Raw genomic sequence first — 15,936 nt, forward strand, 5'->3', positions numbered from 1 at the left:
GATATGCCAATTATCAGTGTTTCTAATCTGAAGAAATCATATGGCGAGCTCGATGTCCTTAAAGGGATTTCACTCGATATTAATAAAAACGATGTGGTTGCGATTATTGGTCCTTCTGGTTCGGGAAAAAGTACTCTTTTACGCAGCTTAATCCACCTTGAAGAGATTGATGGAGGAACGATCCAAATAAATGATGAATCCCTTGTGGAAAAAGGAATCTATGCTAAACCACAGGAAATTAAACAAATTACGTCAAAAATGGGCATGGTATTTCAGCATTTTGACTTGTTCCCGCATTTAACGGTCAGTGGCAATTTGGAGATTGCGCCTAAACTAGCAAAAAAAGAACCAATGAGCAAAATTAAGGCGCGATCTGAGGAATTGCTAGAAAAGGTTGGTTTGACGAAGTGGAAAAATGCCTATCCTGCTAATCTCTCAGGAGGTCAAAAACAACGAGTAGCGATTGCGAGAGCACTCATGATGGAACCGGAAATTTTGTTATTTGATGAACCTACTTCAGCTCTCGATCCAGAGTTAACTGGTGAAGTCCTAGAGGTGATGAAAAATCTCGCGAAAGAAAAGATGACGATGGTGGTCGTTACACACGAAATGGGATTTGCCCAAGAAGTGGCCACGAAAGCAATCTTCATGGACAATGGGGAAGTCGTCGAGTCAGGAAATGCAAAAGCATTATTTGAGAACCCTCAATTTGATCGAACGAAAGCATTTTTGAAAAGAAGCTTGAAGTAAAAAAAGAGATACCGTTTTTAGATGCGGTATCTCTTTCTATTTACGATATATAAGAACCTTTTAATACATATTGCTCAATGGCGTAAGCTACACCGTTTTCATCATTCGTTAAAGTTACAAGGTCAGTAGCATTCTTAATTTCTTCATCGGCATTACCCATGGCAATAGATAATCCAGCTACAGCAAACATCGGGAGATCGTTTTTCTCATCCCCAATAGCAATCGTGTCTTCGATAGGAATATTGAGATGCTGAGCCATCGCTCTAAGTCCGTTTCCTTTATTCCCGTTTATGTGCATAATCTCAAGATTAAAAGGAGAGGACGAGGTGACACAAATTTCGCCGATAGCCTCTAAATTTGTCTGCAATCGTTGCCTTTGTTCAGGATCGAGTGTTAAGACAAGAATTTTTTGCACAGCAGATTCCTCATGGATGACGTCCTCATATTGTTGGAAAAATCCTTGTCCATAAACCTTAGGAGACGCAGTGAACATCTTGTAATCTTTATGCGTGAAGTATTCATCGGGCACACGTCCAGATTCTAGGACTTGATCAAATCGTTCAAACCAATCTTTATGCACAAACGTACCTTTGTCTGTTCCAATTTTATAAGGGACAATTTCTTTTTCAAGTTCGGAAGCTATTTGTAGACTTTGAGCTGTAGTTAAAGAAGTTCGCTCAAGCAATTTTCCTTCTTTATATAACTCTGTGCCATTATTCCCGCCAATCGGACACTCCAGACCATGTTTGGAAATCTGTTCGTTGATTAAGACAAACGGTCTTCCCGATAAAATCATGACGATATGCCCTTCTTCTTGAGCTTTTTTAATCGCTCGGATGTTTTCTTCGCTCATTTCTTTTTTTGAATTTAAAGTGGTACCGTCCATATCAAGAGCTATAAGCTTCATCGCATTCTCTCCCTTGTTTAGATTGAGTATCTGTCATTTAACAGACTCGAAGAAGTAATGGAGGGTTGAAAATTTTCTGGTTTAGAACATTATAACATTAAATGATCAACACTTTTGAGCTAGGAGAAATCCTTTACATAATCATTACAAAGAGCTACTAGATGTTTTAGTGCCGATTTCTTTATCCAATTAATTTATAAAGGAAGCAATTCACTATGCAAAAAAAATCTCCTCAAAAATTTTGAGGAGTCTTTCATTACTTTTTCAAATGAAATGGAACAGTTGTAATCATAACATCTCTTCGGAAAAGCAAGAATGCACGAATGAGTAAACTAGATTGGTTATGAAGAATGTTTTGCCAACCCTTTTTTGGTAAGAATTGAGGGATGACCACTGTTACCCCATAGTTAGACTCACTTGCTTTATGCTGGACAATATCCACAAATTTCGTAAGTGGTTGGATGATACTTCTGTATTGTGAATGCAAAGTCACAAGGCGGATATCAGGCTGCCACTTTTGCCACTTTTCCTCGAATTTCTTCTCTTCGTCTCTTTCAAAAGAAACATATACTGCAATAATTTGATTTGGATTAAGCGATTTTGCGTAGTTTAATGAATTCTCGACTACTCGGGTAATGCCTGCAACTGGGACAATAATAACATTCCCTTCAATCGGGACAGCATGATTATCTTCTGTAATTCTAAGTTGGTCACCAACGGCTTCATAATGGTTCTTAATTCGGTGAAAGACGAACATAATCACCGGTATGAAAACTAGTACGGACCATACTTGTGGAAACTTAGTAATAAAGAACATCAAGGTAACAACTAAACAAATGATAGCTCCTAATGCATTAATAATAAGTTTTCCAACCCAACCTTGTGGCTTTTCACGCAGCCATTTCACGACCATTCCAGTTTGGGACAAAGTAAATGGAATGAATACACCAACTGCATAAAGTGGAATAAGATGCTCAGTTTGCCCGCCAAAGGCGATAATTAAGACAATAGAAGCAAGTCCTAGAAAGATAATTCCATTGGAATATCCAAGTCGGTCTCCGCGAATCGTAAACATTCTCGGAATAAACTTATCTTTTGCTAGGTTAACCGCCAATAATGGGAAAGCTGTGTATCCCGTGTTGGCGGCAAGTATTAAGATTAAGGCTGTCGTACCTTGAACGAAGAAATACATAAAGTTTCTTCCAAAGGTGTCTTCGGCAAGTTGTGAGACAACCGTTTCTTCGATACTTGGAACAATTCCGTAATAATAAGATAAGAAAACAATGCCTGAAAACAATATTGCTAGTAATCCGCCCATAAAAGCGAGGGTCTTTGCTGCATTTTTTGGAGCAGGATCTTTAAAGTTTGGAATCGCATTGGAAATCGCTTCAACCCCTGTTAAGGCTGAACTTCCTGAGGCGAATGCCTTTAAAAGTAAAAATAGGCTAATTCCTGCTATCTGAGTCCCGACTGGAGTATGTAAATCCGGTGGGACGGAACCAGTCGCAATATTAAATAACCCAACACCGATAAGAATAAGTAGTGCCAATACAAATAAATAAACCGGATATGCTAAAATAGAAGCAGATTCCGTTACTCCCCTCAAATTCAATAAAGTAAGAAAGATCACAAAAATGATAGCTATCAGCACATTGTGAGAATGGAGTGCCGGAAATGCAGAAGTGATTGCATCTGTTCCTGCTGATACACTTACTGCTACCGTTAAAATATAATCAACAAGTAAAGACCCACCTGCAATGAGCCCTGGATTAACCCCTAAGTTATTTTTAGACACCACATAGGCTCCACCACCATGAGGATACGCAAAAATAATCTGTCGATACGATAAAATAAGTGCTGTAAGTAGGACTAATACTCCTATAGCAATCGGTATGGAATACCAGAAAGCTGCCGCACTTATTGTTAATAAGACAATTAATATTTGTTCTGGACCATAAGCAACAGAAGATAAAGCATCGGAAGACAGGATAGCCAATGCTTTCGTTTTATTAAGCTTTTGCTCACCGAGTTCTGTTGATTTTAATGGTCGACCTATTAACAGTCTCTTCAATGGAAACATCATGACTTACTACACCACCACAATTTTTATAAACGTAATTTACCCCAAAAAGAAATTTCGAAGCAGCGTAACTTTTTTGCGAATAAAAAAATGCCTACAAGTCATCACGAAATAGACTTGTAGACATTATAATTTTTGTCCCACAAGTTCCACCTTCCTTCTCATATAACGCTTACGAGGTTAGCTGTCGGATTCGGACCATTGAGTAGCCCTACCAATAAAGGATTCACCCCTTGGATTCACATTGAAATCCACGAAAATGGTTCCCCCGTACCTATCGGTTTCAGCGATTTAGAAATTTGAAACTGTGATAATAATACTCCTGTGATCTGAAAAAGTAAATAACTATTTTTCATAGAGGATAAAACTTTAAAAAAGGGAAATGTTAGTAAAAAATAATGAACAATTTGTTATCAAGCATAAGGAGGATCTGGCATGCTGAAAGAAAATGATCCGTTATTATCTGATGAATTTTTAGATGAACTGGCGAAAGAAATTAACGATCTATATGGGTGGGAAGAATCAGAGGAACCGGAAGATGATATAAAGAAATGACTCTGAAAAGTTTGGGAAAAGTATTCAGTATGTTTACATATAGAATTTACAAAGTGGTTATTGCAGAATAATTTATTCTTCATAAAAGTAAAAGCGATCCAATCGAGGGATCGCTTTTTAAATTTCAAAAAAATCTCGCAACAAGTAAGAAATCCATTTACAGTGGGGGTGATTTCGGATGTTTTCCAATAGCCCTTTTACGATCGCAGGACTAAAAGATGGTTCCAGCAGCTGTTGTTTTAGTAGGCTTAATGATTCTTTTTCGATTGACTCATCAAGTTCGTTTAATTTTTGCTCGAGTAATTCGATGAGTTGCTCTTTTGAAACTTTTTCGTCCTTCGACCGTAATAACAGTGTCGAAATTTCTGGAGAGACGAACGGGATCGTCATATGTTGTGCAAGAATATTTGTTTTTTCCACCAACGAACGAACGAGTAAGTCGACATCTACTGGTAGGTTATTGAAAAGGATTAATCCGGAATAATTGTTCACAAATCCTTTGATACTATAGATTAAATCATATTTGATAGTTTCGATTTTAGGGCCATATACGCGTTCAATCATAGTTAATATGGCTTTGTCCAATTTATGATCATAGTCACGCATTCTAAGAAGGAACTCCTCGCTTAAGGAATGGGCTTGTTCCTGAATAAGAATCTTGGCAAAGTTAGAGTGTTCTTGGAAACTTTGATAAGTTGCATAGAAAAAAGCGGATAGAAGATCATCTTTGTTCGTATTTTTGACCGAGTAGTCAATGTCAGATATGAACTGTTTCATAAAATGATCGATCAGCTCTAAAATTAACTCTTCTTTTGATTTAAATGAAAGATAAAAAGCACCTTTTGAGATCCCACAATAATCGGTAATCTGTTGGACAGAAGTAGCTTCGAATCCTTGCTTTGCAAAGAGTTCTAATGCTTTTTCCATAATTAATAATTTCTTTACCATTTCTTCATATCTCTCCTAGGTAATTTATTGACAAATGACCAGTTAGTCATTATTATAAGAAAATGAGTTCGCAAAGTCAATTAAGGGTAGGTGTAACAGTGAAAGGGTTAGTCAATTTTGTTATTAAAAACAAACTAGCAGTGTGGCTCCTCACAATAATCATAACTGCGTCGGGGATATATTCCGGTACAAGAATGAAAATGGAGACCATACCAAATATTTCGATTCCATACTTAATGGTTATGGGTGTATACCCTGGTGCCACTCCTGAAAAGGTGATGGAAGAAATTTCGATGCCAATCGAAAAAGCAGTTGAAAATTTGGAAGACGTGAAAGCTGTCTATTCCAATTCTTATTCCAATATGGCCAATATTCAAGTTGAATATGATTACGGCGTAGATATGGACGAGGCAAAACGCGCGTTAGAATCTGCGTTAGATACAGTAACCATGCCAGAAGGGGCTCAGGAGCCTACGGTTACGGCACTTAGTATGAATATGATGCCAGTTGTGGCACTTAGTGTAAGTAGTGAAACAGAGGATATTGTTGAATTAACATCAACGGTAGAAGATGTTTTACTTCCAAAGATTGAAAAGATCGATGGCGTTGCTTCCGCAACAATTACAGGTCAGCATATTGAAGAAGTTGAGCTTACTTACGATGAAGCAAAAATGAAGGAGCTTGGCTTAACGGAAGATAAAGTGAAGGAAATGATTCAAGCGAGTGACCTTGCTGTTTCACTAGGTCTTTACGAGTTTGAAGAAGGTGAACAAGCTGTTTCCGTCGATGGTAAATTTATGACGGCTGATGAATTAAAAGACATGCTTATTCCAGTAACACCTTCGCAATCGCAACCTTCTCCATTCGTTAAATTAGGCGATATCGCTAAAATTGAATTGGTTGGTAGAGAACAATCGGTTTCACGTACAAATGGTGAAAACGCGATTGCCATCCAAATTGTTAAAGGGCAACAAGCAAACACAGTTGACGTTGTCGATGCTGTGAAGGATTTAATGGAAGATGAGAAAGAAAGAATCGATGGTCTTGTAGTGGATGTTTCTCTTGACCAAGGTGAACCAATTAAGGAATCCGTAACTACGATGGTTGAAAAGGCGGTATTTGGTGGTTTAATTGCGGTTCTAATCATCCTTTTATTCTTACGTGATTTTAAATCAACGATTATTTCAATCGTTTCTATCCCAGTTTCAATCTTTATGGCGTTAATGATTTTGAACTGGTTGGACATTACGCTTAATATTATGACTCTTGGTGCGATTACTGTGGCCATTGGTCGTGTTATCGATGACTCGATCGTCGTCGTGGAAAATATATATCGTCGTCTCCACTTAAAAGGAGAAAAATTCACAGGTCGTGGATTGATTCGTGAAGCAACGATTGAAATGTTCAAACCAATTTTGTCATCAACATTAGTAACTGTTGCGGTATTCGCTCCACTTATTTTTGTAGGCGGTATGGTTGGAGAATTGTTCATGCCGTTTGCTTTAACGATGACATTTGCTCTTGGAGCTTCATTATTAGTCGCGATCACGATTGTACCAGCTCTTTCTCACTTCTTATTTAGAAAGAAGCTTTATGGTGAAAAAACAGAAAGCAATCATAAAGAGGTAGGGAAATTAGCGAATTGGTACAAGGGGGTACTTGCAAAGGCCCTTAATCATAAAATCATTACTTCTCTTATCGCGATCGTATTATTAGCAGGTAGCTTGGCGTTAACTCCACTAATTGGTTTTAGCTTCATGGGTAGTGAAGAAGAAAAGGTTATGTATTTAACGTACACACCAGAAGCTGGCGAGCTGATGGAGGATACATTAGCAAATGTTGAAAAAGTAGAAGAAAAAATGCTTGATCGTAAAGACATTGACATTGTTCAAGTATCTATTACTGATAATGATAGTGCTGATCCGATGACAGCGATGATGGGCGGAGGAGCAGGCGGTGCGTTAATGTACCTAATCTTTGACCCAGACATGGAGAACTTCGCAGAGGTTCGCGATGAAATTGAAGAGTATGTCTTCAACATCGGACAAAGCGGAGAATGGAAGAGCCAGAACTTCACGTCAATGTCGATGTCTACAAATGAAGTTAGCTATACGTTCTACAGTGAAGATTTAGACAAATTAAATGACGCTGTAAAACAAGTAGAAGATGTTATGAAGAAGAATGATGGCTTAGAGGATGTTTCTTCAAGTGCAGAAGAAGCATATGTCGAGTATACCTTCAAAGTTGAGCAAGATGAATTGCTACAATATGGTTTAACGACAGGTCAAATTGTCATGATGTTAAATCCAACTAAAACAGAAGATGTTTTAACAACAGTTGAAAAAGACGGTGACGAATTAGAAGTTATTGTTCAAAAAGAGCAAACAGAGCAGCCAAAATCCATTGATGATATTTTAGCTACTCAGGTACCAACAGCTCTTGGAACAACAATGCCGCTTTCTGAACTTGTAACTGTTGAAGAAGGTACAACATTAAATACACTAGCTCGTAGTAAAGGTGAATACTATGCTACGGTGTCAGGTACAATTTTAGATAAAGATATTTCTAAAACTTCAGCAGAAGTTGAAAAAGATATCGATAAATTAGATTTACCAAAAGGTGTAACAGTTGGTGTCGCTGGGGTTCAAGCAGATATGACTGAAACATTTACACAGCTTGGTGTTGCAATGGCTGCGGCAATCGCTATTGTATACTTCATTCTTGTTGTGACATTTGGTGAAGGATTAGCACCATTTGCGATCCTGTTCTCATTACCATTTGCAGTAATTGGATCGTTTGTTGGATTGTATCTAGCAGGCGAAACAATCTCTGTATCGGTTATGATGGGTCTCTTGATGTTAATCGGTATCGTTGTCACAAACGCAATTGTACTCGTGGATCGTATTATCCATATGGAACGCGATGGAATGAGCATGCGTGAAGCCATCCTTGAAGCGGGAGCAACACGTCTTCGCCCAATCCTAATGACAGCAATTGCAACAATTGGTGCATTAATTCCATTAGCTATGGGTGCTGGTGGAGGCGGCGGTTTAATCTCGAAGGGTCTAGCAATTACGGTTATCGGTGGTTTAACAAGTTCGACGTTATTAACATTGATTGTTGTGCCAATCGTATACGAAGTATTGTCTAAGATGTTCAAGAAAAACCGTAAGGAAATTGAAGAAGATTAATTTATTGGTTTGGTTTCAGGCCGGAGAGATACTATTGGGTATCTCTTCGGTTTTTTTTGTTTTTTGGGGGGGGTGCACGCCAACATAAGTGCATAAGTGGATGAAGCTGACCGACAAATAGGATTTGTACGCCAAGATAAGCACAGAAGGGGGTGAAGTTGACCGATAAATGGGATTTGTACGCCAAGATAAAGCCAGAAGGAGACGAGCTGACCGATAAATTGAATTTGTACGCCAGGATGAGTCAAGGAAGGGCCAAAGCTGACCGACAAATGGCTCGAAGCACAGGATGAGGCTAAGTCGGAAATACGTCTCAAGTCCGAGTCGAAAATATTTCTCTAGTCCATTATGACCCCGTCAAATCTCCTTTAAGATGAAAGAGTAAATAAAGACATGAGGGGATCATAATGGGAGAGAGAAAGGTATACTTGCTTTTAACCGATACGGGGACATTATTTACAAGGATGATTAAGCTATATACTAAAAAGCCATATAACCACGCTTCTATCGCGTTTGACCAGAACCTCAAAGAAGTATACAGTTTTGGTCGAAAAGATCCGAGAAACCCATTCATCGGTGGTTTTGTAAAAGAGAGCGTAGACGAAGGATTATTCAAAAATGCCAGGTGTAGAATTTATAGCTTTACTGTTACGGACAGTCAGCTTCAAATCATGAAGGATTTCGTCAAAAACATCGAATCCCAAAAACATCTGTATAGATACAATTTTATAGGACTATTTGCATTTATTTTAAAGAAACAACTGAAACGAGAGCATGCCTATTTTTGTTCAGAATTTGTCGCTACGACTCTAAACAAAGGTGGGGTCGTTCAATTCAACAAGCCACTTTCATTAATTTCGCCACACGACCTCCAACAAATCGAACATTTCCAATTAGAATATCAAGGTGACCTAGTTCACCATATAAGATCAGTGGATTATTCGTTCAACGCCATCTCTATCTGACGGCAAATCTTACCCAGTATGAACCGACCATTGCGGCAAATCCTAAAATACAGGGAGGTGAGATACTTTGGCACAGGATGTACTTTGTGAAGTAGCGAACTGTACCTATTGGGGGCAAGGCAATAGATGTCACGCAGATGCGATTTACGTGGTGAGTCACAAAGGGAAAGAAGCTTCCAAGAGCGAAGAAACGGATTGTAAAACATTTGAACCTGAATTGTAAAAAAAAGAGGGCAACCAATTCGGTTGCTCTCTATGCATTTCTCATCAATAATTGAACTACCCCTACCTAAAATCTATTTAGATTTTTGAGGAAGGGGATTCCTAAAAAGGCTACTAAAGAATTTAGTAGACCATCGCCCGTTCAACTAGGCAATGGGTTTTCTACTTCTCACCTTTGACAAACCTTTTGCCTCCAAGTCTGAGAGAGCCCATTGAGGAAAGAGTTGATTCATTGAGTCAATCTTGTCTTCAGTTTTTTGCTCATATTAATTCCCCTTTGTTTTTTTGTGCGTGTTTGTTTATTTATTTATTTCTGATTTCTACATTCGGACAAATTGATATATAAATATTTTCTACTCTAAATCAGAAATACCTTTTTCTATTGACATAGTGCACAAACCATTATAAAATTATCTCAGATTCAAGATATTTTAATTAACTATATTTTTTTTGAGATATTATCTCGAATTCGAGATAATTGATTTTCATATTATGGAAAAACTAATGAAAAAGGAGAGAATATCATGAGCAAACAAACTACAGGAATTCATCATATAACAGCTATTGTAGGTCATCCTCAAGAAAATGTTGATTTTTATGCAGGTGTTTTAGGATTACGTTTAATGAAGCAAACAGTGAATTTTGACGATCCTGGTACGTATCATTTTTATTTTGGAAATGATGGTGGGAAGCCAGGTACGATTATCACATTCTTCCCATGGGCAAATGCCTATCAAGGAAAAATTGGAGATGGGCAAGTTGGAATCACGTCTTATGCAGTACCAGTTGGTGCATTGGCGTTTTGGGAAAAAAGATTAGAAAAGTTTGAGGTTCCATTTACAAAAGTAGAACGCTTTGGCGAACGATATATTCAATTTGATGATCCACATGGACTTCATTTGGAAATGGTTGAGCGCGAAGAAGGAGAGCTTAATACTTGGACATTTGGTGGCGTCACACCAGAAGTAGCGATTAAAGGATTTGGTGGTGCAACTCTATTGTCAGCACAGCCAGAAAAAACTGCCGATCTTTTAGAAAATGTATTAGGCCTTGAACGAGTAGGACAAGAAGGAGATATCATCCGTTTCCGCTCTTCTGCAGAAATCGGAAATGTAGTAGACTTAAAAGCAACTTCAGTTGGACGGGGACGTATGGGCGTAGGGACCGTTCATCATATTGCATGGAGAGCTAACGACGATGCTGACCAATTAGATTGGAAGAAATATGTTGAAAGCTTTGGTTATGGCGTGACTCCAGTCCAAGACAGAAACTACTTTAACGCGATTTACTTTAGAGAGCATGGAGAAATTTTATTTGAAATTGCCACAGATCCTCCAGGCTTTGCCCATGATGAATCTTATGAGACAATGGGACAGCATTTCATGCTACCAGAACAATACGAACCACATCGTGAGCAAATCGAGCAGGCTGTCATTCCGTTTGAAGTAAGAGAACTTGACTAAAGGGGATGAACCTTTGATATCCATTGACCCGACTACTAATAATGAAAGAGAAAATTATAAGTTATTGATTGGGAGTATCATTCCAAGGCCAATCGCCTTCGTGATATCAATGTCTAAAGAAGGAGTATTAAATGGTGCACCTTTTAGTTATTTCAATATCGTGTCTTCGGATCCACCGATGATTTCCGTTTCCATTGGTCGTAGAAATGGAAATCGTAAGGACACATCAAGAAACATTCTAGAATCAAAAGAATTTGTCGTTCATATCGTTGATGAAGATAATGTAGAGAAAATTAATCTGACAGCTGCCAGTCTTACACCTGATCAAAGTGAGGTAGCATTAGCAGGTTTGACGCCGATTGATAGTGAAATTATTTCTGTTCCAGGGATAAAAGAAGCGAAAATCCGCATGGAATGTACATTAGAACATTCATTGGAATTGGGCAATAATAATGATCTCATTATCGGGAAGGTTGTTCGATTCCATGTAATTGAGGAACTCTATGAAAAAGGAAGAATTGACCCAAGAGGACTTGCTGCTGTAGGCCGCTTGGCTGGATCTAATTATGCCAAGGTTGGCGAAATTTTTTCGATAGAAAGACCGAAATAAATAAACGCTTGGAAAAATTTAATTCCAAGCGTTTTGTTGTGCCTATGATAAGGCTCTTTTCTCAAACTTTGTTGCTTTAGGAAAAAATAAATCAATGAATTTAACTTTGTTTAAAATGATACTGATCGTAAATTAATGAGAAAAGAGCTTGCAAACTCGTTAAGATGCGCCAAATGGCTATTTCTACGTTAAAATCGGCCGCTGGCCAACGGCAGTAGGATTTTAACAACAATCTTTACGAAAACAGCCTATGATAAAAACTCTTTGAGTGGTTCAGAGATTTTTTTAACATCTTCAAAGCCTTTTTGATATAACGCATCTAGTTTGCTTATATTTCTTTCATAACGTCCAACCTCTAATTTGTCAGTTGGCGCAATGACAAAAACATTCCCTTTTTTCTCTTCATCAAAAATATATTGTAGCGTTTCGTTATAAACTTTATGACGATTCTCAATAGCTTTCAATAAGCCAGGATACTGACTATATTTTTTTCGAAGATACCAGCCCATTGATTGTGGCTTTTTCACATAGCCTCTGTTTTGCGTTAAAATGACAACGTTTTTGGGATTTCCGTCGGTAACGGATTGCTTGATTGGGATCGGATCCGATATGCCACCGTCCATAAGGATGCGATTATCAAAATGGACAACAGGTGCAACTAATGGCAAAGAACTCGATGCACGAAGCAAGGTTAGGACTTCTTTATTAGCGTAAGCATCCTTTTTATAAAATACAGGTTCACCAGATATACAATCAGTTACACCAACGACAAACTCTTCTTTGGCCTGATAATAAGTCTCAAAATCAAAGGGGACCAACTCATTTGGTAGCTTATCGAACAAAAAGTCCATGCCAAAAAGCTGTCTCTTTTTAATTAAATTCCGGAAAGACAAAAACTCAGGATGATTCGCATAATCAATCGTAACGATCTTATTACGGTCAATCTGACGAGAAACGTAGGAAGTACCATTACATGCACCAGCAGATACACCTACTATATAAGGAAAATAAATTTCCTCTTCCATTAGATAACGAAGGACGCCTCCTGTATAAACACCACGGCTACCGCCGCCTTCTAATACTAGACCTGTATGTTCCATAATATCCCCTCTTATCCGTACGTAGTCATGTAAAATTATATCAATAAACCATTTGTAAGTTATTAACATATTTTAACATAAACCTCATGTTTTTTATCAAGGAAAAAGCTCGACTAATTTCATCTAATAGATTTTTTTATGAATATATGAAATTTTTACCTGTGAACACTCGTTATAATAGATGAAATGATAAAACAAAGGAGTGCGCATATCTTTTGTCGTAAGGAGGTCAGTATGGAAGAGGATTTGAAATGGATTAGTGAAGTGCTTTCTGGAGATAAGCAAGCCTATGGAAATATTATAAAAAAATACAAAAATCCATTATACGCAACTATTGTACGGATGACAAAAAATCCTCAAGATGCACAAGATTTGGTCCAAGATGCTTTTATAAAAGTGTATCACCAGCTGGAAAAGTATGAACAGAAAGGCTCTTTTTCTAGCTGGCTATATCGGGTAGCAATCAACCATTGTATGGATCAGTTCCGTAAAAAGCAATATTCCCTAGAACTGGTAGGAGTCAATGAAGACTCCGTAGTAAACCCTAACAATCCTGAAGTGATCTTTCTGAAAAAAGAGAAACAGAGACAGTTAGAAAGATTAATTGCAACATTGCCAGATGATGAACGAATGATTATTTTATTGAGATATGTCAATGAATTAACTTATGAGGAGATTGGTGAACTAGTCGGTATGCCTATTACCAATGTGAGAAATAAGCTTTTTCGAGCAAAGAAAAAAATGAGAGATACAGTGATACAGGAAGGAGGTTATTTTCATGAACTGTCCAACGACCGATAAATTGTCCCAGTATGTTGATAATCTATTAGCTGAAGAAGATATACATCATATCTATGCGCATATTACCAATTGTAAGGAATGTAGGCGAGTAGTTGTAGCTTTTGAGGAGGAGCAACATTTTTTAATAGAAACCTTAAAAACGCCTGAATTACCCGATGAGTTTGATATGTTTGTTCTCGAACAGCTCGAGCCTTATGAACAAAAAGTTCGCTTGAGGAGGACCCCTTGGAAGAGAATCTTGTTAATCGCAGCAGGAGTTGTACTTGCTATAGGATTAACTACAACCGTAAGCCCAAGCCTTGCCAAATTGGTCGGAGGATTTTTTTCGACAGGACATGTGGATGAAGGCTTAAAAATGGCCTCGGATGCTGGTTTTGCTTCGAGAATAAATAAGGAAGTGACAGACAAGGGGAGAACACTTAGAGTCGAGGATGTAGTTGCAGATCCTACACGTATTGCTATATCCTATCAAATTCTTGATCAGGAAGGAGCAGTTCTAGATAGTTATTTGGAATTTGATGAAACAAAAAATGAGCTTGTAGCTTTTGATTCCAGTGGGAGTCAGCTTGAAATCACTAGCCTTGGATGGTCCGGGGAGTCGTCGGATGAATATGGAGTAATAGAACTTTCATTAAAAGATTTGGATACTTTAAAGGAGTTAACCTTAAAGTTTGATATTAAGGAACTTGATGGGACATCTGGGAAATGGGACTTAGAAGTGCCGATTGATTTAACGGAAAGCATCAAGTCTACTAAAAATTTGGCTTTAAACGATGCCCACATTAATATTCAGGGTGTTTCATTAACAATGAAAGAGTTTCGATTTGCTCCTTCTTCAAGTGTATTACGATACGAAACATCTTTTACTGAGGAAGAAAGAGAAAGAATAGAAACACAAATTCAAAAGTTTAAAGAAACTTTTGGAGAGGAAGTCGTTCAATCCTTTCTAGGATTTAGTACAGGGGTACAATATCATATTGAAAATGCAGCATTGAAACCGGTGTATTACAATTATGATTATGCCTTTTTTGAAGGGGAAGGAACTTCAGTTGATATCGGAATGATTCAAGGTCAAGGGGAAGATTTGGAGCAGATAGGACAAGTAGCTTGGAATGAATCCTTTGTTCCACAAAAAGAAGAGAAACAGTTAACTTTTGTCCTTGATAGAATTGTAAAGACGGTACCCTCAGATTTTTCTGTAAACATCAAGCCAAAGGAGTTAAAAAAGCATCCAGTCAATTTTGAGTATGAGGGGAATTATATCACGATTCAAAAAGTTGATATGGCGAGCGAGTACTCCTTACGTAAATCGGTAATTCCAATTGAAAGAGAAAGGTTTCTTAAGATCGAAATGGAGGGTGGGAAAGAGGAACAGGCTTCGGAGCTGCGAGATTGGGTTATAGTCGATGAAAAAGGCAATGCCTATGCTACCACTTGGAGCGGATCTGTTCTGAATGAAAAGGATAAGAACGGTCGGTATAAGACAACGATTGAGTTGAAAGTTGAGGGCTTAAAAGAAGTTCCTGAAGAAATGAGTTTACATTTGGCTTCTGTCACTCGTTATCAAGATTTAAAAGAACCATGGAAGGTGCCGTTGTATTAAAAATAATCCATAAATCGGACTGGTGTGATAGTAATACGGGGACAAAAAGGCTTGGAATGCGAGATCCAAAGCCTTTTTGTTATGGTGTTGACCAAATCAATCAAAACGCACCGGTTCCTGCGGATTATGCAAATACTTAAACGCCCATTTGATTTGTGATTCGGTATTTCGAGCGATGGATAGTGGAGGGAGATCATTTTCAGCAAAGAAATCAACCGCGCTTGTTTCGAGTCCCTCTTCCGCCTGTCCGCCTATGATTTCGCATTGGATGAATATTTTATAGACATGATAGGGAGAAGGAGGGTGAGGATGACATTTTTTATCAAGTATCCCCAATAGCTTAGTTGCTTTCACATCAAAACCGGCTTCTTCCTTTACTTCTTTAACCACAACTTCACGTGGTGTTAGCCCGATATCACCCCAACCGCCTGGCAAAGCCCAGTCACCGTCCATATTTTCTCTCACCATTAAAATTTTGTTGTCTCTAAACACTACTGCTCTAACATCTATTTTCGGAGTTGCATAGCCTGTTTCATTGGCAAAAAGATCCCGAATGATCGTTTGATCCACTTCCGTGTACTGGGAAAGAATATCGATGCTCATGCCTCTAATTAGCTCAAATCTTTCAATGTCATAAATATCCTTCGAATAGGTTAATCCTGCTTGGGCAATGGACTGCAGTTGTTTTGCCCATTCGAGCCATTTCGGTTCCATTAACATCACCACCAACTAGATTGTACC

General features: G+C 38.2%; 14 protein-coding genes and 1 riboswitch. Of the genes, 9 read left to right on the forward strand and 5 right to left on the reverse strand.

Going from position 1 to position 15,936, the window contains the following annotated elements:
• The first annotated feature begins 3 nt into the window (after positions 1-3).
• Positions 4-750, forward strand: a complete 747-nt coding sequence (locus FAR12_RS16795; protein ID WP_126409968.1) for an amino acid ABC transporter ATP-binding protein — start codon at positions 4-6, stop codon at positions 748-750.
• Between the two features lie 40 nt (positions 751-790).
• Here FAR12_RS16795 and FAR12_RS16800 read toward each other — a convergent pair whose 3' ends face one another.
• Positions 791-1,657 (reverse strand): Cof-type HAD-IIB family hydrolase, encoded by an 867-nt coding sequence (locus tag FAR12_RS16800; RefSeq protein ID WP_126409969.1) that lies wholly within the window; start codon positions 1,655-1,657, stop codon positions 791-793.
• Between the two features lie 256 nt (positions 1,658-1,913).
• Positions 1,914-3,740, reverse strand: a complete 1,827-nt coding sequence (locus FAR12_RS16805) for an APC family permease (RefSeq protein ID WP_126409970.1) — start codon at positions 3,738-3,740, stop codon at positions 1,914-1,916.
• Positions 3,741-3,890: 150 nt separating this feature from the next.
• Positions 3,891-4,036: riboswitch (cyclic di-AMP (ydaO/yuaA leader) on the reverse strand.
• A gap of 136 nt (positions 4,037-4,172) precedes the next feature.
• Between FAR12_RS16805 and FAR12_RS16810 the strand changes: the two genes are divergently transcribed.
• On the forward strand, positions 4,173-4,292 hold the full coding sequence (locus FAR12_RS16810; protein ID WP_126409971.1) for a hypothetical protein: 120 nt from the start codon (positions 4,173-4,175) through the stop codon (positions 4,290-4,292).
• 117 nt (positions 4,293-4,409) lie between these two features.
• On the opposite strand, the gene FAR12_RS16815 is transcribed toward FAR12_RS16810, so the two are convergent.
• On the reverse strand, positions 4,410-5,240 hold the full coding sequence (locus FAR12_RS16815; protein ID WP_126409972.1) for a TetR/AcrR family transcriptional regulator: 831 nt from the start codon (positions 5,238-5,240) through the stop codon (positions 4,410-4,412).
• Positions 5,241-5,338: 98 nt separating this feature from the next.
• Between FAR12_RS16815 and FAR12_RS16820 the strand changes: the two genes are divergently transcribed.
• From FAR12_RS16820 to FAR12_RS16840, 5 genes are all read left to right on the forward strand, one after another.
• A complete protein-coding gene (locus tag FAR12_RS16820) occupies positions 5,339-8,431 on the forward strand; it encodes an efflux RND transporter permease subunit (RefSeq protein ID WP_126409973.1) in 3,093 nt (1,030 codons plus the stop codon).
• Positions 8,432-8,838: 407 nt separating this feature from the next.
• Positions 8,839-9,396 (forward strand): hypothetical protein, encoded by a 558-nt coding sequence (locus FAR12_RS16825; protein ID WP_126409974.1) that lies wholly within the window; start codon positions 8,839-8,841, stop codon positions 9,394-9,396.
• A gap of 67 nt (positions 9,397-9,463) precedes the next feature.
• Positions 9,464-9,619, forward strand: coding sequence for a DUF1540 domain-containing protein (locus FAR12_RS16830; RefSeq protein ID WP_126409975.1), 156 nt, complete (start codon positions 9,464-9,466; stop codon positions 9,617-9,619).
• A 523-nt stretch (positions 9,620-10,142) separates the two neighbouring features.
• Positions 10,143-11,081: a ring-cleaving dioxygenase gene (locus FAR12_RS16835; RefSeq protein WP_126409976.1), complete on the forward strand. Its 939-nt coding sequence runs from the start codon at positions 10,143-10,145 to the stop codon at positions 11,079-11,081.
• A 13-nt stretch (positions 11,082-11,094) separates the two neighbouring features.
• Positions 11,095-11,691, forward strand: a complete 597-nt coding sequence (locus FAR12_RS16840) for a flavin reductase family protein (RefSeq protein ID WP_126409977.1) — start codon at positions 11,095-11,097, stop codon at positions 11,689-11,691.
• Positions 11,692-11,939: 248 nt separating this feature from the next.
• On the opposite strand, the gene FAR12_RS16845 is transcribed toward FAR12_RS16840, so the two are convergent.
• Positions 11,940-12,794 (reverse strand): patatin-like phospholipase family protein, encoded by an 855-nt coding sequence (locus FAR12_RS16845; RefSeq protein ID WP_126410065.1) that lies wholly within the window; start codon positions 12,792-12,794, stop codon positions 11,940-11,942.
• Positions 12,795-13,025: 231 nt separating this feature from the next.
• On the opposite strand from FAR12_RS16845, the gene FAR12_RS16850 reads away from it, so the two are divergent.
• Together FAR12_RS16850 and FAR12_RS16855 are read left to right on the forward strand one after the other, a co-directional pair.
• On the forward strand, positions 13,026-13,592 hold the full coding sequence (locus tag FAR12_RS16850) for an RNA polymerase sigma factor (protein WP_126409978.1): 567 nt from the start codon (positions 13,026-13,028) through the stop codon (positions 13,590-13,592).
• Positions 13,570-15,195, forward strand: a complete 1,626-nt coding sequence (locus FAR12_RS16855; protein WP_126410066.1) for a DUF4179 domain-containing protein — start codon at positions 13,570-13,572, stop codon at positions 15,193-15,195. Before FAR12_RS16850 ends, FAR12_RS16855 begins: the two co-directional genes overlap by 23 nt.
• A gap of 96 nt (positions 15,196-15,291) precedes the next feature.
• Here the strand turns inward: FAR12_RS16855 and FAR12_RS16860 are convergent, their stop codons facing one another.
• A complete protein-coding gene (locus FAR12_RS16860; protein ID WP_126409979.1) occupies positions 15,292-15,909 on the reverse strand; it encodes an NUDIX hydrolase in 618 nt (205 codons plus the stop codon).
• Positions 15,910-15,936 lie beyond the last annotated feature (27 nt).

Source organism: Bacillus yapensis, assembly GCF_005280205.1.
In the GTDB taxonomy this organism is placed as follows: domain Bacteria; phylum Bacillota; class Bacilli; order Bacillales; family Cytobacillaceae; genus Robertmurraya; species Robertmurraya yapensis.